This window comes from Streptomyces sp. NBC_00385, assembly GCF_035917155.1.
GTDB lineage: Bacteria > Actinomycetota > Actinomycetes > Streptomycetales > Streptomycetaceae > Streptomyces > Streptomyces poriferorum.
This window is the reverse complement of the sequence record NZ_CP107951.1, coordinates 7,090,810-7,112,185: the sequence shown is the minus strand read 5'-3', so window position 1 is coordinate 7,112,185 and position 21,376 is coordinate 7,090,810. Positions and strand designations below refer to the sequence as shown.

At 71.5% G+C, this 21,376-nt stretch carries 18 protein-coding genes and 1 tRNA gene; 7 read left to right on the top strand and 12 right to left on the bottom strand.

Annotation, left to right across the window (positions count from 1 at the left end; all coding sequences use genetic code 11):
• Positions 1-44: 44 nt before the first annotated feature.
• Positions 45-278 carry a chaplin ChpH gene (gene chpH, locus OG959_RS31695; protein WP_123528131.1) on the bottom strand — a complete coding sequence of 78 codons (234 nt, stop codon included), beginning with the start codon at positions 276-278 and terminating at the stop codon, positions 45-47.
• A 150-nt stretch (positions 279-428) separates the two neighbouring features.
• The gene (locus OG959_RS31690) at positions 429-1,763 is read right to left on the bottom strand and encodes a M20/M25/M40 family metallo-hydrolase (RefSeq protein WP_326664002.1); all 1,335 of its coding nucleotides are present in this window, start codon (positions 1,761-1,763) and stop codon (positions 429-431) included.
• Between the two features lie 183 nt (positions 1,764-1,946).
• On the opposite strand from OG959_RS31690, the gene OG959_RS31685 reads away from it, so the two are divergent.
• Together OG959_RS31685 and OG959_RS31680 are read left to right on the top strand one after the other, a co-directional pair.
• Positions 1,947-2,031 (top strand) — tRNA-Leu (locus tag OG959_RS31685).
• Between the two features lie 191 nt (positions 2,032-2,222).
• Positions 2,223-5,114: a glycoside hydrolase family 2 TIM barrel-domain containing protein gene (locus OG959_RS31680; RefSeq protein WP_326664000.1), complete on the top strand. Its 2,892-nt coding sequence runs from the start codon at positions 2,223-2,225 to the stop codon at positions 5,112-5,114.
• A gap of 58 nt (positions 5,115-5,172) precedes the next feature.
• Here OG959_RS31680 and OG959_RS31675 read toward each other — a convergent pair whose 3' ends face one another.
• Positions 5,173-6,219, bottom strand: coding sequence for a rhamnogalacturonan acetylesterase (locus tag OG959_RS31675; RefSeq protein ID WP_442805669.1), 1,047 nt, complete (start codon positions 6,217-6,219; stop codon positions 5,173-5,175).
• A gap of 416 nt (positions 6,220-6,635) precedes the next feature.
• Between OG959_RS31675 and OG959_RS31670 the strand changes: the two genes are divergently transcribed.
• Positions 6,636-7,571, top strand: coding sequence for a pseudouridine synthase (locus tag OG959_RS31670; protein WP_326663998.1), 936 nt, complete (start codon positions 6,636-6,638; stop codon positions 7,569-7,571).
• A 21-nt stretch (positions 7,572-7,592) separates the two neighbouring features.
• On the opposite strand, the gene OG959_RS31665 is transcribed toward OG959_RS31670, so the two are convergent.
• From OG959_RS31665 to OG959_RS31650, 4 genes are all read right to left on the bottom strand, one after another.
• Positions 7,593-8,222: an MBL fold metallo-hydrolase gene (locus OG959_RS31665; protein ID WP_326663996.1), complete on the bottom strand. Its 630-nt coding sequence runs from the start codon at positions 8,220-8,222 to the stop codon at positions 7,593-7,595.
• Positions 8,222-9,307: an S-(hydroxymethyl)mycothiol dehydrogenase gene (locus OG959_RS31660; protein WP_326663994.1), complete on the bottom strand. Its 1,086-nt coding sequence runs from the start codon at positions 9,305-9,307 to the stop codon at positions 8,222-8,224. Before OG959_RS31660 ends, OG959_RS31665 begins: the two co-directional genes overlap by 1 nt.
• A 143-nt stretch (positions 9,308-9,450) precedes the next feature.
• Positions 9,451-11,091: an amidohydrolase gene (locus OG959_RS31655; RefSeq protein WP_326663993.1), complete on the bottom strand. Its 1,641-nt coding sequence runs from the start codon at positions 11,089-11,091 to the stop codon at positions 9,451-9,453.
• 36 nt (positions 11,092-11,127) lie between these two features.
• Positions 11,128-12,639, bottom strand: coding sequence for an APC family permease (locus tag OG959_RS31650; RefSeq protein WP_442805667.1), 1,512 nt, complete (start codon positions 12,637-12,639; stop codon positions 11,128-11,130).
• Positions 12,640-12,738: 99 nt separating this feature from the next.
• Here OG959_RS31650 and OG959_RS31645 point away from each other — a divergent pair, with 99 nt between their 5' ends.
• Positions 12,739-13,452: a TetR/AcrR family transcriptional regulator gene (locus tag OG959_RS31645; protein WP_326663988.1), complete on the top strand. Its 714-nt coding sequence runs from the start codon at positions 12,739-12,741 to the stop codon at positions 13,450-13,452.
• Positions 13,453-13,476: 24 nt separating this feature from the next.
• Here OG959_RS31645 and OG959_RS31640 read toward each other — a convergent pair whose 3' ends face one another.
• Entirely contained in the window at positions 13,477-14,178 is a 702-nt protein-coding gene (locus tag OG959_RS31640; protein WP_306069578.1) for a FadR/GntR family transcriptional regulator, read from the bottom strand.
• A 156-nt stretch (positions 14,179-14,334) separates the two neighbouring features.
• Between OG959_RS31640 and OG959_RS31635 the strand changes: the two genes are divergently transcribed.
• Complete coding sequence (locus tag OG959_RS31635; protein ID WP_219566669.1) at positions 14,335-14,844, top strand: gluconokinase; 510 nt, start codon at positions 14,335-14,337, stop codon at positions 14,842-14,844.
• An 11-nt stretch (positions 14,845-14,855) separates the two neighbouring features.
• Entirely contained in the window at positions 14,856-16,253 is a 1,398-nt protein-coding gene (locus OG959_RS31630) for a GntP family permease (protein WP_326663985.1), read from the top strand.
• A gap of 14 nt (positions 16,254-16,267) precedes the next feature.
• On the opposite strand, the gene OG959_RS31625 is transcribed toward OG959_RS31630, so the two are convergent.
• Both OG959_RS31625 and OG959_RS31620 read right to left on the bottom strand, forming a co-directional pair.
• A complete protein-coding gene (locus tag OG959_RS31625; protein WP_326663983.1) occupies positions 16,268-16,909 on the bottom strand; it encodes a cytochrome b/b6 domain-containing protein in 642 nt (213 codons plus the stop codon).
• Positions 16,893-17,558 (bottom strand): molybdopterin-dependent oxidoreductase, encoded by a 666-nt coding sequence (locus OG959_RS31620; protein WP_326666746.1) that lies wholly within the window; start codon positions 17,556-17,558, stop codon positions 16,893-16,895. The genes OG959_RS31625 and OG959_RS31620 overlap by 17 nt, the downstream gene beginning before the upstream one ends.
• A 210-nt stretch (positions 17,559-17,768) precedes the next feature.
• On the opposite strand from OG959_RS31620, the gene OG959_RS31615 reads away from it, so the two are divergent.
• Positions 17,769-18,200 carry an ASCH domain-containing protein gene (locus tag OG959_RS31615; protein ID WP_326663981.1) on the top strand — a complete coding sequence of 144 codons (432 nt, stop codon included), beginning with the start codon at positions 17,769-17,771 and terminating at the stop codon, positions 18,198-18,200.
• A 12-nt stretch (positions 18,201-18,212) separates the two neighbouring features.
• Here OG959_RS31615 and OG959_RS31610 read toward each other — a convergent pair whose 3' ends face one another.
• A complete protein-coding gene (locus OG959_RS31610; protein WP_326663979.1) occupies positions 18,213-19,433 on the bottom strand; it encodes an FUSC family protein in 1,221 nt (406 codons plus the stop codon).
• Between the two features lie 140 nt (positions 19,434-19,573).
• Entirely contained in the window at positions 19,574-21,229 is a 1,656-nt protein-coding gene (locus OG959_RS31605; protein WP_326663977.1) for an FAD-binding dehydrogenase, read from the bottom strand.
• Positions 21,230-21,376 lie beyond the last annotated feature (147 nt).

Genomic DNA, 21,376 nt, shown 5'->3' with positions numbered 1-21,376 from the left:
CCGGGGCCGAGCGGGCTCAAACCCTTACGGGTTGACGCACAACGTCAGGCGTTGACGCAGGTGTTGCCGAAGGCCGGGTTCAGCAGCCCGATCACGGAGATCGTGTTGCCGCACACGTTCACGGGAACGTGGACGGGAACCTGGACGACGTTGCCCGAGAGCACGCCGGGGCTGCCGATGGCGGCACCCTGGGCGCCCGAGTCGGCGACGGCCATGCCGGCACCCGCGAGAACCAGACCACCGGTGACAGCCGCAGCGGCGACGATCTTCTTGATCATTATTCCTCCTAGTTGGCAAATGCGGTCCCAGCCGCGGACCGCATCACCTGTAACGAGGAAGAAGTAATCGGGCTACGAGTGATCCGTCCCTTTCACTCGTTCCGGTTAGGTACGTACAAGCTGGCGATTATGGCGACGGGTATCGACTTTTCAGCTGTTGTCGATGAAACGGTCGAGCACCCGTGCGCCGAACTTCAGGCCCTCGACCGGTACGCGCTCGTCCACACCGTGGAACATTCCGGCGAAGTCGAGCTCCGGCGGGAGCTTCAGCGGAGCGAATCCGAAGCACCGGATACCCAGGTCGTCGAAGGACTTGGCGTCCGTACCGCCGGAGAGCATGTACGGGACCGCGCGCGCGATCGGGTCCTCGGCCTTGAGCGCGATCTGCATCGCGTCCACGAGCGAGCCGTCGAAGTCGGTCTCCAGCGCCTTGTCGCCGTGCACGTCCTCGCGCTTGACCCGCGGGCCGAGGATCCGGTCCAGGTCGGCCAGGAACTCCTGCTCGTACCCCGGCAGGAAACGGCCGTCGACGTGGGCGGTCGCCTGCCCCGGGATCACGTTCACCTTGTAGCCCGCGCCGAGCATGGTGGGGGCCGCGGAGTTGCGCAGGGTCGCGCCGACCATCTTGGCGATGCCGCCCAGCTTGGCGAGCGTGGCGTCCATGTCCTCGGGGTCGAGCGGCGTGCCGAGCGCGTCGGACAGCTCGTCCAGGAAGGAGCGCACGGTCTTGGTCACCCGGACCGGCCAGGTGTGCCGCCCCAGCCGCCCGACCGCCTCGCACAGCTCGGTGATCGCGTTGTCGTCATTGGTCATCGAACCGTGGCCGGCCGTGCCGTCCACGGTCAGCCGCATCCAGTGCATGCCCTTCTGCGCGGTCTCGACGAGGTAGAGCCGCAGGTTCTCGTTGACCGTGAAGGAGAAGCCGCCGACCTCCCCGATGGCCTCGGTGACGCCCTCGAACAGGTCCGGGTGCTTGTCGACGAGATACCGGGCCCCGTACGTACCGCCGGCCTCCTCGTCCGCGAGGAAGGCGAGCACGATGTCGCGCGGGGGCTTGCGTCCGCTGCGCATCCGGTCGCGCACGACCGCCAGGGTCATCGCGTCCATGTCCTTCATGTCGACCGCGCCCCGGCCCCAGACGCAGCCGTCCGCGATCTCTCCCGAGAAGGGGTGGTGCGTCCAGTCGTGCGCGTTGGCCGGGACGACGTCGGTGTGGCCGTGGATCAGCAGCGCCGGCTTGGACGGGTCCTCGCCCTCGATCCGCGCCACCGTGGAGGCACGGCCCTTGTGGGACTCGAAGATCTGCGGCTCGAGCCCGACCTCCGCGAGCTTCTCCGCGACGTACTCGGCGGCCAGCCGCTCGCCCGGTCCCGAGTGATCCCCGTAGTTGCTGGTGTCGATCCGGATCAGGTCACGACAGAGGTCGACGACCTCGTTCTCGGCGCTCTCACCCGAGCCGGTCCTGGCCGCTTTGGTCTCACTCACGCTGGTTCCCTCCGCTGTCGCTGTGGTGCTCCCCCACATCCTCCCGCGACCGGCCCCCGCACCCAAGGCCGCCCACCCCCCGTCACACGCCCGTCACACCGTCGGGGGCGTGATCGAGCACCCTCCAATGTTTGCTATGGTTTTCCACGTCGGAACGGGCCGGGCCCGCGAGACAGACACCTAGTCCGGGTGGCGGAATGGCAGACGCGCTAGCTTGAGGTGCTAGTGCCCTTTATCGGGCGTGGGGGTTCAAGTCCCCCCTCGGACACAGAGCAGATGCCGATCAGGAGAGATCCTGATCGGCATTTTGCGTTGTCGGGACGGGCCTCCGCCACGATCCCCACACCGGCCCCGGTCACCGGCGCGCTGCCGGGCAGGGCTCGGCACGACCCCTTGTTGAAACGGTTCATTCCTGACTACGGTCACTCCGGAGAAGGGTGTTTCCGAGCGAGGAGAAGCATGAGCCGCACCGAAACCGACACGCTGCCCTGGTACGAGGACCCGAGTCCGGGTACCGGCGGCCTCGCGCCGCGGTCCTGGTACGCGACGTCCGACGCCTGGCGGATGTCCCTGAACGGCGAGTGGGCCTTCCGGCTCTCGCCCCGGGCCGCCACCGAGGACGAGTCGTTCGCCCGGCCGGGGTTCGACGCCTCGGCGTGGGGGACGGTCGCGGTGCCCGGTCACTGGGTGCTCCAGGGGGCCGGCGGCGCTCCCGCGTACACGAACGTCGTCTACCCCTTTCCCGTCGATCCGCCGCGGGTGCCGTCCGAGAACCCGACGGGCGACCATCTGCGGACGTTCACGCTGCCCGGGGACCGGCCGCAGGACGGCGAGTTCGTGCTCCGGTTCGAGGGGGTGGAGTCCTGCGCCCGGGTCTGGCTCAACGGACGGGAACTGGGCGACTTCAAGGGGTCCCGGCTGCCGCACGAGTTCGCCGTGGGCGATCTGCTGGACTCCGGCGAGAACGTCCTCGCGGTACGGGTGCACGCCTGGTCGTCGGGCAGCTATCTGGAGGACCAGGACCAGTGGTGGCTCCCGGGCATCTTCCGTGAGGTGACGCTGCTCCACCGCCCGGCCGGCGCGCCCCGGGACTTCTTCGCGCACGCGGGCTACGACCACCGCGACGGCTCCGGCACGCTGCGGGTGGAGTGCGAGGGGGCGGACGGCCGGGTCCTGGTGCCCGAGCTGGGTGTCGACATCGCCGCGGGCGAGTCCGTGACGCTGCCGGTCGAACCGTGGACCGCCGAGACACCCCGACTGTACGACGGGGAGCTGGTGACGGCCGGCGAGCGGATCCCGCTGCGGATCGGCTTCCGTACGGTCGTGGTCGACGACGGCGTCATCAAGGTCAACGGCAGGCGGCTGCTGTTCCGCGGGGTGAACCGGCACGAGTTCCACCCGGAGACGGGCCGGGCCGTCGACGCGCGGACGATGCGGCGCGATCTGGTGCTGATGAAGCAGCACAACATCAACGCCGTACGGACCAGCCACTATCCGCCGCACCCGGCCTTCCTCGACCTGTGCGACGAGCTGGGCCTCTGGGTGATCGACGAGTGCGATCTGGAGACACATGGATTTGTCGACCTGGAGTGGCGGGGCAACCCGGTCGACGACGAGCGGTGGACCCCCGCGCTGCTCGACCGGGCGGCCCGCATGGTCGAGCGCGACAAGAACCACGCCTCCGTCATCGTCTGGTCGCTGGGCAACGAGTGCGGTTCGGGCAGCGGCCTGTCCGCGATGGCCGGGTGGATCAGGGGCCGGGACCCGGAGCGGCTGCTGCACTACGAGGGCGACCTCTCCTGCGAGGACGTCGATTTCTACTCGCGGATGTATCCGACGCACGCCGAGGTCGAACTCATCGGCAAGCGGGCGGAGGAGCCGCTGACCGATCCGGAACTCGACGCCCGGCGGCGTGCGATGCCCTTCGTCATGTGCGAGTACGGGCACGCCATGGGCAACGGACCGGGCGGCCTGAGCGAGTACCAGCGGCTCTTCGAGCGGTACGAGCGCTGCCAGGGCGGTTTCGTCTGGGAGTGGATCGACCACGGCTTCGCCCATCCCGAGCACGGCTTCGCCTACGGCGGGGACTTCGGCGAGGAGCTGCACGACGGCAATTTCGTCTGCGACGGCCTCCTCTTCCCCGACCGCACGCCCTCCCCCGGGCTCGTCGAGTACAAGAAGGTCATCGAGCCGGTGCGGATCGGCCCGGGCTCCGCCGCCGGTACGTTCACGGTCGCCAACGGCTACGACTTCGCCGGGCTGGGGCACCTCGACTTCACCTGGTCGCACGAGGTGGACGGCACGGTCGTGGCCTCGGGCACCCTGGCGGTGCCGGAGCTGGCGCCCGGCGCCTCGGCCGAGGTGGCTCCGGACACCGCTTCCGCGGGCGACGGCCTGTGGACCGTGCGGGCGGTGCTCGCCGGGGACACCGCGTGGGGCGAGCGCGGGCACGTGGTGGCCTGGGGCCAGGTGGAGACGGGCGCGCGGGCCGTCCCGGCTCCGGCGGCCGGCGAACGCCCGGTGCGCTCGGGCAACGTGATCACCCTCGGGCCCGGCGCGTTCGACGCGGCGACCGGGGTACCGGTGCGCATTGGGGACGTTCCGGTGGAGGGGCTGCGGCTGGACGTGTGGCGGGCGCCCACCGACAACGACAACGGGGCGGCCTGGCAGCCGGACGAGCGGTACGGACTGCGCTGGCGGGAGCTGGGGCTGCACCGGATGCGGCACCGCGTCGACGCGGTCGAGGCGGACGGGGACGCGCTGACGGTGCGGACCCGGGTGGCCCCGGCGGGCTGGGACCTGGGGCTTCGAACCACCTACCGGTGGACGGCCGCCGGGGACCGGCTCGGGCTGACGGTGTCCGTGGTGCCGGAGGGCGACTGGCGGGTGCCGCTGCCCCGGCTCGGGATCCGGTTCGCCCTGCCCGCGGCGTACGGCGGTGCGCGGTGGTCCGGCGGCGGACCGGGTGAGGCGTACCCGGACACCCGGGCCGCCGCGATGCTCGGGACGTGGGAGAGGGCGGTGGACGCGCTCCAGACCCCGTACGTCCGGCCTCAGGAGAACGGGGCCCGGGCCGACGTCCGCTGGGCGGAGCTCACGGAGAACGGCGGTGCGGGACTGCGGGCCGAGGGCTCCACGCCGTTCTGGTTCACCGCGCGACGCTGGACGAGCGAGCAGCTGGACGCGGCGGAGCACGCGCCGGATCTGGTGGCCGGGGACCGCGTCTGGGTCAACCTGGACCACGCGGTGCAGGGCATCGGCTCGCAGTCGTGCGGGCCGGGCGTACTGCCGGAGCACCGGCTCGACGCGGAGCCGGCGGAGTTCTCGTTCGTGTTCGCGCCGCTGGGCTGAACCCGCCCCCCGCCCCCGCCCTGCCCCGTCTCCGGACCTGGGCAGGGCGGGGCCGCGGTCAGCGGAACAGACGGCCCGGCAGCAGGTGCTGGTCGCGCAGCGCGTCGCGGACCATCGCCGCGTACTCCGTCGCGCCACGCTCCGAGGTGTGGGTGTTGTCGCGCTTCTCGTCGGTGAGGTACAGCGCTTTGGAGGCGTCGGGGCCGAGCTCCTCGACCCGCTGCCTGGTGAGGGCGGTCAGGTCGACGAGCGGGACGTCGTGCTCGGCGGCCAGCAGGCGGATCTGCGCGGGCAGGTCGACCCCGAGGCCGTTGACCAGGAGCGCGGTGCCGTTGTCCAGCGTGCCGTCGGCGTTGAACCAGCGCCGGACGATCGGGGTGACCAGCACGGGCCGGCCGCCTTCGGCGCGGATCGCCCCGATCATCGTGGTGAGGTTGGCGCGGTAGTCCGCCTCGGTCGTCTGCTTGTCGTTGTGGGCGAGCTGGATGAGCACGGTGTCGCCCCGGTGGATCAGCGGGCGGACCGTCGGGAAGAGCTGCGGCTGGTCGAGATATGTCTGCGAACTCTCACCGGAGTCCGCGTAGTTGGCGACGGATATGCCGGCCCGGAGGTACTGCGGAAGCTCCTGCCCCCAGCCCGTGTAGGGGCTGCCGAGCTGGTCGCAGACGGTCGAGTCGCCGATCAGGAAGAGCTGCGGGGTGCGCGGCGCCGGAGCCAGGCGCAGGCCCGCGAGGAGCGGGGCGGGGCCGTCGAAGGCGAGATCGAGGCCGGGGCTGCCGCTCGCCCCGGTGGGTTCGCCCTCGGGCTCGCGCACGTTGACCGTGAACGTACGGACCACCTGGCGTCCGGCGGCGGTCGGCGTCTCGCCGAGTACGGTGCGCCGGGTCTCGGCGGTGACCGTCGTACGACCCTCGGTGGCGCCGCCGATGCGCGCGGTGACGCGGTAGGTGCCGGGGGCCACGTCGAAGTGGCAGAGCACGGGAGCGGATCCGGTACAGCCTGCGGGGGCGGGCGCCGTCGGCTCGGCGACGGCGGGCGTGGCGAGGGCGGCCACGGCGGCCACGGCGGTCAGCAGGGCGGGGGCGGTTCTGCGGGCAAAGGGCACGGCAGGGCTCCTTCGAGGATGCGGGTGCGGGCGCGATACCGGCAGCCATGCCGTACCGCAAGCGCTTTCTACCCCTGCACGCCAGGTTTTGAATCCTTTCAGTCCAGGGGAAGTTGCCGGCGCCCGCCCGTCACCGCCCTCAGCCGTGAGGCCCCGTCGCTGTGGAAGGATGCCCGGCATCATGAGAACCAGGGTCTTTCGTTTGGGTCAGGCCGGATCAGGGAGCGGGGTCCGGTGCGTGCGGCTGCAAGGCGGAGGAGGGAGTCACTGCGGAGCATGGGCGACCGACGACAACGCCGGAGGGGGTCCCCCCTGGTCGAGCGAAGCCGAGACCTCGGGAGAGCGCGTGCCGGGGCCCGCGAGCCCGGCATGACCCAAACGAGAGGCCCTGGCACCGAGGCGTCCGGCGGGCCCCGATGAGAGGGCGCGCGAAGCCTCCGCCGTCGCCCCTGCCCCAACGCGACGGGGTGGATCCGGTCCGGGTGCGGCTCCCGGAGGATCCGGACGGGCAGTGGCCGACGGTCCGTGACCATCTGCTGGCGCGGTTCGCGGACGCGATCGGCGCGGAGCGGGTCGACGCCATGCTGGCCGGGGGCCGGTTCGTCTCCGTCCGGGGTGCGGTGACCGGGCGCGAGCCGTACACGGCCGGCCGGTACCTCTGGTTCCACCGGGAGTTCGCACCGGAGGAGCCCGTGCCGTTCCCGGTCGGTGTGGTGTACCGGGACGAGCACCTGGTCATCGCGGACAAGCCGCACTTCCTGGCGACGACTCCGCGCGGCCGGCACATCACCGAGACCGCGGTGGCCCGGCTCCGCCGCGAGCTGGCCCTGCCGCTGCTCCAGCCCGCCCACCGGCTGGACCGGCTGACCGCGGGGCTCGTCCTCTTCGTCGTTCGGCCGGAGGAACGGGGCGCGTACCAGACGCTGTTCCGGGACCGCCTCGTACGCAAGGAGTACGAGGCGGTGGCCCCGTACGCCCCCGGTCTGGTCCTCCCCCGCACCGTGCGCAGCCGCATCGTGAAGGAGCGCGGGGTGATCGCCGCCCGCGAGGAGCCCGGTGAGCCGAACAGTGAGAGCCGGATCGAGCTGTCGGAGCACCGGGGCGGACTCGGCCGCTACCGGCTGCTGCCCGCCACCGGACGCACGCATCAGCTGCGGGTCCATATGAACGGCCTCGGGCTGCCGCTCGTCCACGACCCCGTCTACCCCGTGGTCGAGGCGGAGGGCGCCCCCGACGACTTCGCACGCCCGCTGCAACTCCTGGCCGGGGTGCTGGAGTTCACCGACCCGGTCACGGGAGAGCCGCACCGCTTCGAGAGCGGGTTGCGGCTCTCCGCGTGGCCGGAGGGGTAGCCGGGGAGTCGGACCCGGGTGTCAGTGGCCGCGGGCGATCCACTCGTCCAGGTGCGGGGCCTCCGCGCCGATGGTCGTGGCGTCCCCGTGTCCGGTGCGGACGGCGGTCTCCGGCGGCAGGGCGAGCAGCCGGTCCCGGATCGAGTCGACGATCGTCGGGAAGTGCGAGAAGGAACGGCCGGTGGCGCCGGGCCCTCCCTGGAAGAGCGTGTCACCGGTGAAGACGGTGGTCAGCTCGGGGGCGTACAGGCAGACGGCGCCCGGGGCGTGACCCGGGGTGTGCAGGACGGTCAGCGTCGTGCCCGCGACCTGGATCTCCTGGCCGTCGGTCAGTTCGCCGTCCGGGTCCCGGTCAGGGTGGGTCTGCTTCCACAGCGGCAGGTCGTCGGGGTGGAGCAGGACCGGTGCGCCGGTGGCGTCGGCGAGTGCCGGGGCCGCGTCGATGTGGTCGTTGTGCGCGTGGGTGCAGATGATGGCGCGCAGCGTACGTCCGCCGAGTGCGGCCTCGATGGCGGTGGCGTCGTGGGCGGCGTCGATGACGACCGCCTCGGTGTCGTCGCCGACGATCCAGACGTTGTTGTCGACGTCCCACTCGCCGCCGTCGAGGGCGAAGGTGCCGGAGGTGACGAGGTGGTCGATGCGGGCGGCCATCAGAAGACCACCACCGAGCGCAGGACGTCGCCGTCGTGCATCCGGGCGAAGGCCTGCTCGATGTCGCCGAGGGCGATGGTCTCGGTGACGAACGCGCCGAGGTCGATGCGGCCCTGCTGGTGCAGGTCGATGAGCATCGGGAAGTCGCGCGAGGGCAGGCAGTCGCCGTACCAGGACGACTTGAGCGAGCCGCCGCGGCCGAAGACGTCCAGGAGCGGGAGTTCGAGCTGCATCTCCGGGGTGGGGACGCCGACCAGGACGACGGTGCCGGCGAGGTCGCGGGCGTAGAAGGCCTGCTTGTACGTCTCCGGGCGGCCGACCGCCTCGATGACGACGTCGGCGCCGTTGCCGCCGGTGAGCGCGCGGATGGCCTCGACCGGGTCGCCGGCGCGGGAGTTGACGGTGTGCGTGGCACCCATCTTCTTCGCCGTCTCCAGTTTGCGGTCGTCGATGTCCACCGCGATGATCTTCGCCGCGCCGGCCAGCCGCGCGCCGGCGATCGCCGCGTCGCCGACACCGCCGCAGCCGATGACCGCGACGGAGTCGCCCCGGCCGACCTCGCCGGTGTTGATGGCGGCGCCGATGCCCGCCATCACGCCGCAGCCGAGGAGGCCGGCGACGGCCGGGGAGACCTCGGGGTCGACCTTGGTGCACTGGCCGGCGGCGACGAGGGTCTTCTCGGCGAAGGCGCCGATGCCGAGCGCCGGGGACAGCTCGGTGCCGTCCAGCAGGGTCATCTTCTGCTTCGCGTTGTGCGTGTCGAAGCAGTACCACGGGCGTCCGCGCAGACAGGCGCGGCACTGTCCGCACACGGCACGCCAGTTGAGGACGACGAAGTCGCCCGGTGCGACGTCGGTGACGCCGTCGCCCACGGACTCGACGACGCCCGCGGCCTCGTGGCCGAGGAGGAAGGGGAACTCGTCGTTGATGCCGCCCTGCTTGTAGTGCAGATCGGTGTGGCAGACGCCGCACGCCTGGATCTTCACCACGGCCTCACCGGGGCCGGGGTCCGGAATCACGATCGTCTCGACCCGTACCGGCTCGTTCTTTCCCGGTGCGATGACCCCTTGTACGTGCTGCGCCATTCCCGTGGTCTCCCTTGTGCGGCTTTCCCTGAGATCGATTCACGACTTTTCCTGAGATCGATCACGAACAACCGTACGCGGTGCGGAAGCCCCCGGTGGTGCGCCGCGTTGGCGCACCACCGTAACTCCGCGGGGTCCCCGGGTCAGTCCCCGTACACCCGGCGGCCGCCCACGTACGTCTCCAGGACGCGGGTCCCGGCGATCTCCTCGGGCGGCGCGGCGAAGGGGTCGCGGTCCAGGACCACCAGGTCGGCGAGGGCGCCGGCCCGGATGCTGCCGGTGTCGTCCAGGTGGTTCACGTACGCGGAGCCCGCCGTGTACGCGGCCAGCGCGTCGGTCAGCGAGATGCGCTGCTCCGGGAGGAAGGCCCGGCCGTGGTCGCCGCCGGGTACGACACGGTTGACGGCCGTGTGGATGCCGTGCAGCGGATCGGCGCTGCTGACGGGCCAGTCGGAGCCCGCGGCCACGGTGGCGCCGGACCGCAGCAGTGCGGCGAACGGGTACTGGAGCGCGGCCCGTTCGCGGCCGAGGAAGGGGATCGTCAGCTCGTCCATCTGCGGTTCGTGGGCGGCCCAGAGGGGCTGGATGTTGGCGGTGGCGCCGAGCTCGCGGAAGCGCGGGATGTCGTCGGGGTGGACGATCTGGAGGTGGGCGAGGTGGGGGCGGGTGTCGGTGCGGCCGTTGGCGGCGCGGGCGGCCTCGACGGCGTCCAGTGCCTCACGCACCGCCCGGTCGCCGAGCGCGTGGAAGTGGGTCTGGAAGCCCAGGGCGTCCAGCTCGGTGACGTACCGGCGCAGGTCGAGGGGGTCGACGAAGCTGGTGCCGCTGTTGGCGGTGGCGCAGCCGCAGGCGTCGAGGTACGGGGCGAGGAGGGCGGCGGTGCCGGTCTCGGCGACCCCGTCCTGCATGATCTTCACGGATCCGGCGCGGAAGTTCCGGCCGGTCAGCGCCTCGCGCCTGGCGACGAGTCCGGGGATCTGTTCGGTGCCGTGCTCGCGGTCCCACCACAGTGCTCCGGTGACGCGGGCGGTGAGCGAGCCGTCCCGGTCCGCGGTGAGGTAGGCGTCGGCCACGTCGTCCATCGAGCCGTAGGTGCCGACGATGGCGTCCTGCCAGGCGGTGATGCCGTACGCGTGGAGCAGGCGCTGGGCCCGCAGGAGGCCGGCGAGCCGGTCGGCGGCGGTGGAGCGGGGGGCGTGGCGGGCGACCAGGTCCATGGCGCCCTCCTGGAGGAGTCCGGTGGGTTCTCCGCGTTCGTCGCGTTCGATGCGGCCGTCGGCCGGGTCGGGGGTGTGCGCCGTGATGCCGGCGAGGGCGAGGGCCCTGCTGTTGGCCCAGGCGCCGTGGTGGTCGCGGTTGAGCAGGCAGGCGGGGCGGTCGGGCACGGCGGTGTCGAGCTGCTGCCGGGTGGGGGCGCCGCCCTCGAACGCGTCCATCGACCAGCCACCGCCGGTGATCCAGTCGCGTGCGGGGTTCGCGTCGGCGTAGGCCCGTACGGCGGCGATGGTGGCGGTGGCGTCGCCGGCGCCGGTGAGGTCGCACTGCGCGAGTTCCTGCCCGGCGGTGACCGGGTGGACGTGGGCGTCCTGGAAGCCGGGGACCAGGAGGCGTCCGGCGAGGTCGACCACCTCGGTGCGCGGGCCGATGAGTTCGCGTACCTCGTCGTGGCCGACGGCGGTGATCCGGCCGCCGGTGACGGCGACGGTGGTAGCGCGGGTGCGGGCGGCGTCGGTGGTGTGGACGGGGCCGCCGGTGAAGACGAGGTCGGCGGGGGTGCGCGGCATGATGCTTCTTCCTTCGGTGGGTGGTTCGGGTGGGGATCAGGCCGGGTCGGGCACGGGCTCCGCGAGCGTGTCCGGGGCGACGGACCTGCCGGTGACGAAGTACGGGGACTGCCTGGCCCACTTGGCCCAGGCCGCGGCGACGAAGCCGGTCAGCAGGATGACGGCCGGGCACAGGAGCATGAACCAGCCGTTGTCCGGGCTGACCTCGAAGTGGTCGGCGGAGGTGGCGAAGGTCCAGCAGAGGTATCCGCCGAGCGCCAGCAGGACGAGGGCGCTCGTCACGGGGAGCACCACCGCCCGCACCGCCAGGGACCGGCTCTCCCGGAACGAGCCGCGGAAGCGGGCCGCGGCGGCCAGCGCGGTGAGGGCGTAGTAGATCGAGACGACGACCCCGATCGCGTTCACGGACGCCAGGATGAGGTCGCCGACCTTCGGGATGACGAGGGAGAGCACGGCGATGGCGGCTGCGATGCAGCCGACCGCGACGGTCCCGGCGGCGGGTGTCCCGTACCGCGGGCTGACCTTGGTCCACAGGGGTCCGAGCGTGCGGTCGCGGCCCATGGCGAACATGCCGCGCACCGTCGGGATCACCCCGGACTGCAGGGAGGCGACGGCGGACAGGGTGAGGGCGATCAGCGGGAGGGCGGCGAGCGGCTGGTCGGCCAGCTGATTGCCGAAGTAGGTGAGCCCCTGGGCGCCGTGGGCGGTCAGTTCGTCGAGCGACAGGACGCGCTGGAAGGCGAAGGAGCCGAGCAGGAACAGGCCCAGCATCGTGAAGAGCGTGATGAGCCCGGCCTTGGAGGCGTCCTGCGGATCCCGGATCTCCTCGGTGACGCTGAAGGTGGACTCGAATCCCCAGAAGCAGAAGACGGAGAGCAGCAGTCCCTGGGCGAGCTGCTCGAAGGAGGGGATGGTGAACGGGTTGAGCCAGTCGAGGCTGAAGGGCTGTGAGCCGGCGAACAGGCCGTATCCGCAGAAGCCGAGCAGGACCGCGTACTCGAAGACCAGGAGGTACTTCTGGAACGTGGCGGCCGACCGGAGGCCGGTGACCGCGGTGAAGGTGACGGCGACGAGGACGACGATGCCGAGCGCGGTCGACTGGGCGGTGGAGTCCGGGTCGAGCCGGAGCCCGGACACCTCGTGCAGCCCGGCCTCGCCCGCGAGCTGGAGCAGGGCGGAACCTGTGACCGCCGTGGTGTAGGCGAGGAACACGATCGTGGAGACGATGCCTATCCAGCCGACGAGGAAACCGAGCCAGGGGCTGAGCGAGCGGCCGACCCAGACGTAGCCGCTGCCCATGTTCGGCTCGACCCGGTTGAGCCGGGAGTAGGCGCCCGCGATGCCCAGGATCGGCAGGAAGGCGAGCAGCATGATGATCGGCAGGTGCAGCCCGACGGCGGTGGCGGTGACGCCGAGTCCGATGCCGATGCTGGTGGTGGCCGCGGTCGACGAGGCCGCGATGGCGAAGCCGTCGACCACGCCGAGGCTCTTGCGTAGGGCTGCGGGTGGCTGTGCCGGTCCGGCTGGTTCCTCGCGGTAGGACGTCACGGTCGCTCCTTCACCGAGGGGCGCTGTTCGGCCCCGATGGCGGCACATCGAACTCCTCGGGGGTTCCGCACGTCAACGGCGTTGTCATAAGGTGCCCGCATGAACGCGAGCGAGCGGGTGGTGCCGGAGGGTGCGCGGCGGCGCAGGCGTCCCACCAAGCAGGGCGTCGTGCTGTCCGAGCAGCTGATCGTGGACACGGCGCTGCGGCTGATCGGCGAGCACGGGGCGGCGGCGCTCACCGTGCGCCGGCTCGGCGCCGCGCTGGGTTGCGATCCGAGCGCGCTCTACCGCTATTTCCGGGACACGGACGAGCTGTTGCTGGCGGTGGCCGACGAGTTGATCGGGCGGACGCTGCGCGGCTGGCGGCCGACGGGTGACTGGCGGGCCGATCTTCGGTCGCTGGGGCTGCGGATGCACGCGGACTATCTGACCCACCCGCAGGCGGCGCTGCTGACGTGCGCACGGGTGACCGGCCGTACGCACGAGATCCGTTCGGTGGAGGCGATCCTCGGGGTGCTGCGGGGCGCGGGTTTCCCGGATGCGGAGGCGGTGCGGATCTACCACGTCTTCGTCGACCAGACGCTGTCGTTCGCGGCGCTGGACGCCTCGACGCTGGCGCTTCCGGAACAGGCCAGGGCGCAGGAGGTGCAGGCCTGGCCTGAGATCTACGCCCGGCAGCCGGCGGACACGCACCCGAACATCGCGGCGACCGCGCCCGTACTGGTCGCGGAGATGGGCCGCAGCGGTTATCCGGCGGCGCTGGAGATGATGCTGGCCGCGGCTGCGGCCCGGTTGCAGCACGTCAGGCGGTAGCCGGCAGCCGGCGGGCGCGCCGGATCAGGGCGCGAGCACGTCCAGTTCGTGCAGGGCGCCCACCGCGATCTCCTTCGTCAGCCGCTCCGCCCCGGCCGCGTCCCCCTCGCGCACCGCTTCGGCGAGCCGGACGTGGAGGGTCACGGCCGCCGGGTCGGGGTCCTCGAACATGACCTGGTGGTGGGTGCGCCCCGCGAGGACCTCGGCGACCACGTCGCCCAGGCGCGCGAACATCTCGTTGCCGGAGGCGTTGAGGACGATCCGGTGGAAGGCGATGTCGTGTTCCAGGTACCCCTCCAACTGCTGGCCGCGGGAGGTGGCGACCATGCCCAGGGCCCGTTCGGTGAGCTCGGCGCACTGTTCGGGGGTGGCGTGGCGGGCGGCGAGCGAGGCGGCGACGGGTTCGATCGCCGAGCGCAGGACGGTCAGCGAGCGCAGCTGGCGCGGGCGGTCGGCGCCGGCCAGCCGCCACCGGATGACCTGCGGATCGTAGACGTTCCACGCCTCGGTCGGCCGTACGGTCACGCCGACTCGGCGCCGGGACTCGACCAGGTGCATGGACTCCAGGACCCGGATCACCTCCCGTACGACCGTGCGGGAGACGTCGAAGCGCTGGGCCAGCTCGTCCGTACGCAGAACCTGGCCGGGCAGATGCTCACCCGCGGCGATCTCCAGCCCCAGGGCGTCCAGCACATGCGTATGCAGCCCCTGGGCAGGTGTGGTCATGGGCCAAGCGTACGGGGGCCTCTCCGGGAGACCCCGCTGGGAACAAAAAGTACGACGTTTATGTCACAGCATCTTGAATAAGTCGTACGTATAGGTTTCAGTAGCGCGACGGCCCGATGTCGACGACGACATCGAAGAAGACAGCGAGGCACCGTAATGAGCACCCCCCACGTCATCGTGGTGATGGGCGTCGCAGGGACCGGCAAGACCACGATCGGCCCCCTGCTCGCCGCCGAACTGGGCGTTCCGTACGCCGAGGGCGACGACTTCCATCCCGCGGCGAACATCGCCAAGATGTCGGCCGGTACCCCGCTGGACGATGCGGACCGGTGGCCCTGGCTCGACGCGATCGGGCAGTGGGCGCACGGCCGGGCGGGGCTCGGCGGCGTGGTCAGCAGTTCGGCGCTGAAGCGCGCCTACCGCGACCGGCTGCGCAGCGAGGCCCCCGGTGCCGTCTTCCTTCATCTGAGCGGCGACCGGTCGCTCATCGAGGAGCGGATGGCGGGCCGCCAGGGCCACTTCATGCCGACCGCGCTCCTCGACTCGCAGTTCGCCACCCTCCAGCCCCTTGAGGACGACGAGGCCGGCGTCGCCGTGGATGTGTCCGGCACCCCCGAGGAAATCACCCAGCGAGCCGTCGCCGCGTTGCGCCGGCTCGAGAACTGAGGATCATCACCGTGACCAGTCTCAGCGTCGAGATGCTGGCAGCGGACGCCGTCGAACCGATCACTTCGGCCGGCAACGCGCAGTTGGGCATCGCCGTCCTGGCGGGCATCGCCGTCATCGTTCTGCTCATCACCAAGTTCAAGATGCACGCGTTCCTCGCGCTCACCATCGGCTCGCTGGCGCTCGGTTCGTTCGCCGGCGCCGCGCCGGCGAAGACGATAGCGAGCTTCACCGCGGGTCTCGGCTCCACCGTCGCGGGTGTCGGCGTCCTCATCGCGCTCGGCGCGATCCTGGGCAAGCTGCTCGCCGACTCCGGCGGCGCGGACCAGATCGTCGACACGATCCTCGCGAGGACGAGCAACCGTGCCATGCCGTGGGCGATGGTCCTGATCGCCTCGATCATCGGCCTGCCGCTGTTCTTCGAGGTCGGGATCGTGCTGATGATCCCGGTGGTGCTCCTCGTCGCCAAGCGCGGCAACTACTCCCTGATGCGCATCGGCATCCCGGCGCTGGCCGGCCTCTCCGTGATGCACGGCCTCATTCCCCCGCACCCCGGCCCGCTGGTGGCGATCGACGCCCTCGACGCCAACCTGGGCGTCACCCTGGCCCTCGGTGTCCTGGTCGCGATCCCGACGGTGATCATCGCCGGTCCGGTCTTTTCCCGGTACGCCGCCCGCTGGGTCGACATCAAGGCGCCGGAGAAGATGATCCCGCAGCGCCCGTCCGAGGACCTGGACCGCCGGCCGAGCTTCGGCGCCACCCTGGCGACGATTCTGCTGCCCGTCGTCCTGATGCTGGCCAAGGCCCTCGTCGACATCGTGGTGGACGACCCGGAGCAGGGTCTCCAGCGGGTCACCGATGTGGTCGGCTCGCCGCTGATCGCTCTGCTCGCGGCGGTCATCGTGGGCATGTTCACGCTGGGCCGGGCGGCCGGGTTCACCAAGGCCCGGCTCTCCACCACCGTGGAGAAGTCCCTCGCCCCGATCGCCGGAGTGCTGCTCATCGTCGGCGCGGGCGGCGGCTTCAAGCAGACGCTGATCGACGCCGGTGTGGGTCAGATGATCCTGGAGTTCTCCGAGGACTGGTCGATCCCCGCGCTGCTGCTCGGCTGGCTGATCGCCGTGGGCATCAGGCTCGCGACCGGTTCGGCGACGGTGGCCACCATCTCGGCGGCCGGTCTGGTCGCCCCGCTGGCCGCCGACATGTCGACCTCGCACGCCGCCCTGCTGGTCCTCGCCGTCGGTGCGGGCTCGCTCTTCTTCAGCCATGTCAACGACGCGGGGTTCTGGCTGGTGAAGGAGTACTTCGGGATGGACGTCGGCCAGACGGTGAAGACCTGGTCGGTGATGGAGACCATCATCTCCGTGGTCTCGCTGGCCTTCATCCTGCTCCTGTCACTGATCCTCTAGGGACCGCTCCCCCGTCACCGATCCTCCAGGGACCGCTCCCCCGGCTCCCGCCACAGCGGGTGCTCGCGACGGGCCCACCGGCGCTCGACCGACCCGGTACGCATGCCACGGCGTGCCTCCGGGTCGGCGAGCGCCATCGCGATGTGCCCGCCCAGCACGATGCCGATCGCGAGCGCCAGCCAGTCGTGGACGAACGTCGCAGCGGTCCGCCACACCAGCGGGGCGAGCCCGGTGAACCACATCAGCAGCCCGGTGCCCACCATGACCAGGACAGCTCCCGTGATCCAGGCGGCGTACAGCTTCTGCCCGGCGTTGAACTTCCCGGCCGGGCGGGACTCCGCCCGGTGGTCCCGCCGGCGCACCGCCCGCAGCCACTGCCGGTCGTGCGGCCCGAAACGGTTGAGCCGGCCCAGATCGGCCCGCAGCGACCGTGCGAACAGGCCGGCCAGCAGCGGTACGGGGATCAACAGCCCGGACCACTCGTGCACGGTGACCACGAGATGGCGGCGACCGACGAGTTCGGCGAGCTGCGGTACGTACAGACAGGCCGCCGTCGCCACGCACAGCAGCGTCAGCGCGGCCGTGGTGCGGTGCACCCAGCGCACCGGGCCGCTGAAACGTCGTACCCGGCCGCCCGTCTCAGGTGGTGGGGGCATCGTCGCGGCCGTTGGACCGGCCGACCCAGGCGTCGACGTCATATCCGAGCTTCTCCCAGTATCCGGGGCGTACGGAGTCCGTGACGGTGATCCCGGAGAGCCATTTCGCCGACTTGTAGAAGTACATCGGGGCCACGTACAGCCGGACCGGGCCGCCGTGCGAGTGGGACACCGGCCGGTCCTGCATCCGCAGCGCGACCAGCACATCGGCCCGGCGGGCCTGATCGAGCGTGAGGCTCTCGCTGTACGTGCCGTCGAAGCAGGTGAACCGGACCGCCTTCGCCCCGGGCCGGACACCCGCCGCGTCCAGCAGCGCGGACAGCCGGACGCCCTCGAAGGGGGTCTCGGGCACCCGCCAGCCGGTGACGCACTGGACGTCCCGGACCATCCGGGTCTGCTCCATCCGTTCCAGGGCGTCCAGGGTGTACGTGGCCGGGCGGTCGACCAGGCCGTCGACGGTCAGCCGGTAGTCGGTGGCGCTCTTCTCCGGTACGGACGTGGCGACGGAGTAGTAGCGGAAGCCACCGCCGTTGGGCAGCAGCCCGGTCAGTCCGGTGGGGTCCTTGTCGGAGAGCGCGCCCAGGCCGGACTCCAGCGTCCTTTGCAGTACGGGGGCGGCGACGAGCCCGGCGGCGCCGAGGCCCAGCATCGTCAGGACGAGCCGACGGCCCACGGGGGTGCCGGTGCCGTCCGGATCGGGGCCCTGCGCCGCCGGATCCGGCTCCGCGCCGGAAGAGGAACTGTTCACCCTCCGATTCGAGCACTCCGGACCACCGGGCGCCAGGGGCGGGGGCGGTACGTCACCGGCACGTCAGATTCTGCCCGCCACCGGCGGGGCAGCGGATGCCAGACTTGCGCCATGCCGAACCGTGAAGCGCTCAAGCCCTTCCTTCTCGCGTTCCCCGGCCCGCTGCGCGACCGGCTGGTCGCCGCGGTGCTCGACGGGCGGAAGGTGTCGACGACCGGACTGTTCGCGGAGTACCAGGTGGAGAGGGAGGAGCCGCCGCCCGTGGGCGAGCGGTCCGCGCTGATCGACTCGGACGGCCGGGAGATCGCGGTGCTGGAGATCACGGAGGTGCGGATCCTGCGGCTCGGGGACGTCGATCTGCAGCATGTCCTCGACGAGGGCGAGGGCGACACCTCGGTGGCCGGGTGGCGGGAGGGCCACGAACGGTTCTGGCACAGCGAGGAGATGCGGGAGGCGCTCGGCGACCCGGAGTTCACGGCCGACGACGACACGCTGGTCGTGGCGGAACGGTTCCGGGTCGTCGACCTCCTCGAACCGGCCTGACCGGCCGCGCTCTCAAAGCCCCTGGTCCGCGTCCCGGACGAGCCCCAGTCGGCGCCTGACCGAGTACAGCCGGGGATGGCGTTCGTGCATCTCGCCCGAGCGGCGGTCCAGCTCCTTGCCGAGGCGCTCGGTGCGCTTCTCGATGTCGAGCTCGTCCAGGATGCGGTCGACCTCGGCGAGCAGCGCCCCGTGCAACTGCCACTTCCTGGGGTGTTCCTGGACCGCCGCCAGCAGCATGTCCGCCACCCGGTCGCGGGTCGCCCGGCTGGTCGTCAACGCCTCGGCCAGCCGGTCCTCGGCGTCCTCGGCACTGGCGGCGACCGGAGTCGTGATCAGGACCGAGAAGCTCTCGATGGCTCCCGCCAGTTGCCCGAACAGTTCGGTCAGCCCGGAGGCCACGTCCGCGGGGAAGAGGTCTTCGTCGACGCGCTCCTTGGCCAGGTCGGTCAGCGTCCTGGCCAGCACCCGCAGGACGACCGCGCAGATCTCCAGTGTGTCCAGGCCGGTGCGCAGCACCACGCGGTAGAGCAGTCCCTGCCGTACACGCGGGTTGAGCATCAGGCTCTCCTCGGCCTGCCGCAGCGAGGCGTCCACCGCCACGATGTCGTGGTCGATGCGGCGGGCGCGGTGCAGCCGCTCGGCCGCCTGCCCGACGGTGACGCGGCCGCCCAGGTCGCCTCCCAGATCGCGGAACAGCTCCCCCATCTCGCGGGCCAACCCGTCGATCGACGCGCCCGCCGTCTGCACCCACACGGGCGGGGCGAACAGCAGGTTGAACAGCAGCCCCACGCCCGCACCGATGAGTGTCTCGAAGATGCGTTCCCAGGCGGTGTCGGCGACCTGGGCGACGCCGAGCACGAGCATGGCGCTGATCGCGACCTCGGGGACGAACTCGTTCACCCGGACCAGCCGGCCGATGATCAGCGACGTGAAGATCGTCAGCCCGAGGCTCCACCAGGACAGCCCCACCAGGGAACTGAACCCGCTGGCGATGAGCACTCCGACGATCACGGAGTTCACGCGCCGGATCCCCGTGGTGAGGGTGGCGTAGAGGGTGACCTGAACAACGAGCAGCGCGGTGAGCGGGGCGGTCAGGGGCGCGGGCTGGGACAGCGTCGCGGTCGCCACGGCGTAGGCGATCACCGCCGCTCCCGTGGAGCGCAGGGTCTGGGCCCCGACGGGTTCGGTGGTGCGCCGGACGAGTTTGATGACGGGCTCGGCTACTCCTGGCATCTGCTTACCGTGCCCGTATTCGGTGCCCGTGCACGGTTCCCCGCCCCGAACCCCACAGGTGGCGGCAGCTGCGCCGCCGTGACGGCCCCTCGACGGACGCGCGGAGGCACCGAATGACGGTCTGAGGGCCGGCCCAGCCCTTAGCCGACCGCCTCCGCGGCCGCGCGGCCCGCCGCCCGGCCGGAGAAGATGCAGCCGCCGAGGAAGGTGCCTTCCAGCGAGCGGTAGCCGTGCACCCCGCCGCCGCCGAACCCGGCCGCCTCACCGGCCGCGTACACCCCGGCCAGCGGGCTGCCGTCGGCCGTGAGGACCCGGGAGGACAGGTCCGTCTCCAGTCCGCCGAGCGACTTGCGGGTCAGGATGTTGAGCCGCACGGCGATCAGCGGTCCGGCCTTGGGGTCGAGGATGCGGTGCGGCGCCGCGGTACGGATGAGCTTGTCGCCGAGGTAGGTGCGGGCGCCTCTGATCGCGGTGATCTGGAGGTCCTTGGTGAAGGGGTTGGCGATCTCCCGGTCGCGGGCGGTGATCTCGCGGCGCAGGCCGTCCTCGTCGATGAGCGCATCGCCGGTGAGCGCGTTCATGCCGCGGACCAGGGCGCCGAGGTCCTTCTCGACGACGAAGTCCACGCCGTTGTCCATGAACGCCTTCACCGGTCCGGGCACGTCCGCGCGGGCCCGGCCGATCACGTCGCGGACGGACTTGCCGGTCAGGTCGGGGTTCTGCTCGGAGCCGGAGAGCGCGAACTCCTTGCCGATGATCTTCTGGTCCAGGACGAACCAGGTGTAGTCGTGGCCGCTGCGCATGATGTGTTCGAGAGTGCCGAGCGTGTCGAACCCGGGGAACAGCGGGACGGGCAGCCGCTTGCCGCGGGCGTCCAGCCATAGAGAGGACGGGCCGGGCAGGATCCGGATGCCGTGCTTGGCCCAGATCGGGTTCCAGTTCTCGATGCCCTCGGTGTAGTGCCACATCCGGTCGCGGTTGATGTGGTGGGCGCCGGCCTCCTCGGTGATGCCGAGCATCAGCCCGTCGACGTGGGCGGGGACGCCGGAGAGCATCTTGGCGGGCGGGGTGCCGAGCCGCTCGGGCCACTGCTTGCGTACGAGGTCGTGGTTGCCGCCGATGCCGCCGGAGGTGACGATCACCGCCTGGGCCCTGAGCTCGAAGGCGCCGGCCGTCTCGCGCCCGCTCGCGGTGCCCCGGGCCGCGTCGCTGGGCTCCAGGATCTCGCCGCTCACGGTGTCGACGGTGCCCCCGGTGCGGCCGAGGCCGGTGACACGGTGGCGGAAGCGGAAGGTGACGAGCCCCTTGGCGACGCCCTCGCGCACCCGGCGCTCGAAGGGGGCGACGACGCCGGGGCCGGTGCCCCAGGTGATGTGGAAGCGGGGGACGGAGTTGCCGTGGCCGTTCGCGTCGTAGCCGCCGCGCTCGGCCCAGCCGACGACGGGAAAGAACCGCATGCCCTGCCGGTGCAGCCAGGAGCGCTTCTCACCGGCGGCGAAATCGACGTACGCCTCGGCCCACTTCTTCGGCCAGTGGTCCTCCTCGCGGTCGAAGCCGGCCGTGCCGAACCAGTCCTGGAGCGCCAGCTCCTGGCTGTCCTTGATCCGCATCCGGCGCTGTTCGGGCGAGTCGACGAGGAAGAGACCGCCGAAGGACCAGTGGGCCTGGCCGCCGAGCGACTGTTCGGGTTCCTGGTCGAGCAGAATGACCGAACGGCCCGCGTCGACCAGTTCCGCGGTGGCAACGAGCCCCGCGAGTCCTGCCCCGATCACGATCACATCAGCGTCGTACGCCATGGGTTCCATCCTTGTCGGGGCGACCGGGCCGCGGTCCGGCGGAAGGACCGCACGTCATCCGTGCGGCCGCTCGCGAAGTTACTCGTGCGTCAGATCTTCGGCACCGGCCGTCCCGGCGTCAACCGCCCGGTCGGCCGCGCTTCGGCC

Excerpts from the sequence above, each read along its gene's own strand:
- OG959_RS31645 (WP_326663988.1), top strand. The coding sequence starts at position 12,739 with ATGAACGCGAGCGAGCGGGTGGTGCCGGAGGGTGCGCGGCGGCGCAGG.
- OG959_RS31655 (WP_326663993.1), bottom strand. The coding sequence starts at position 11,091 with ATGCCGCGCACCCCCGCCGACCTCGTCTTCACCGGCGGCCCCGTCCAC.
- OG959_RS31615 (WP_326663981.1), top strand. The coding sequence starts at position 17,769 with ATGCCGAACCGTGAAGCGCTCAAGCCCTTCCTTCTCGCGTTCCCCGGC.
- OG959_RS31625 (WP_326663983.1), bottom strand. The coding sequence starts at position 16,909 with ATGCCCCCACCACCTGAGACGGGCGGCCGGGTACGACGTTTCAGCGGC.
- OG959_RS31680 (WP_326664000.1), top strand. The coding sequence starts at position 2,223 with ATGAGCCGCACCGAAACCGACACGCTGCCCTGGTACGAGGACCCGAGT.
- OG959_RS31665 (WP_326663996.1), bottom strand. The coding sequence starts at position 8,222 with ATGGCCGCCCGCATCGACCACCTCGTCACCTCCGGCACCTTCGCCCTC.
- OG959_RS31610 (WP_326663979.1), bottom strand. The coding sequence starts at position 19,433 with ATGCCAGGAGTAGCCGAGCCCGTCATCAAACTCGTCCGGCGCACCACC.
- chpH (WP_123528131.1), bottom strand. The coding sequence starts at position 278 with ATGATCAAGAAGATCGTCGCCGCTGCGGCTGTCACCGGTGGTCTGGTT.
- OG959_RS31640 (WP_306069578.1), bottom strand. The coding sequence starts at position 14,178 with ATGACCACACCTGCCCAGGGGCTGCATACGCATGTGCTGGACGCCCTG.
- OG959_RS31620 (WP_326666746.1), bottom strand. The coding sequence starts at position 17,558 with ATGCTGGGCCTCGGCGCCGCCGGGCTCGTCGCCGCCCCCGTACTGCAA.
- OG959_RS31660 (WP_326663994.1), bottom strand. The coding sequence starts at position 9,307 with ATGGCGCAGCACGTACAAGGGGTCATCGCACCGGGAAAGAACGAGCCG.
- OG959_RS31635 (WP_219566669.1), top strand. The coding sequence starts at position 14,335 with ATGAGCACCCCCCACGTCATCGTGGTGATGGGCGTCGCAGGGACCGGC.
- OG959_RS31670 (WP_326663998.1), top strand. The coding sequence starts at position 6,636 with ATGAGAGGGCGCGCGAAGCCTCCGCCGTCGCCCCTGCCCCAACGCGAC.
- OG959_RS31605 (WP_326663977.1), bottom strand. The coding sequence starts at position 21,229 with ATGGCGTACGACGCTGATGTGATCGTGATCGGGGCAGGACTCGCGGGG.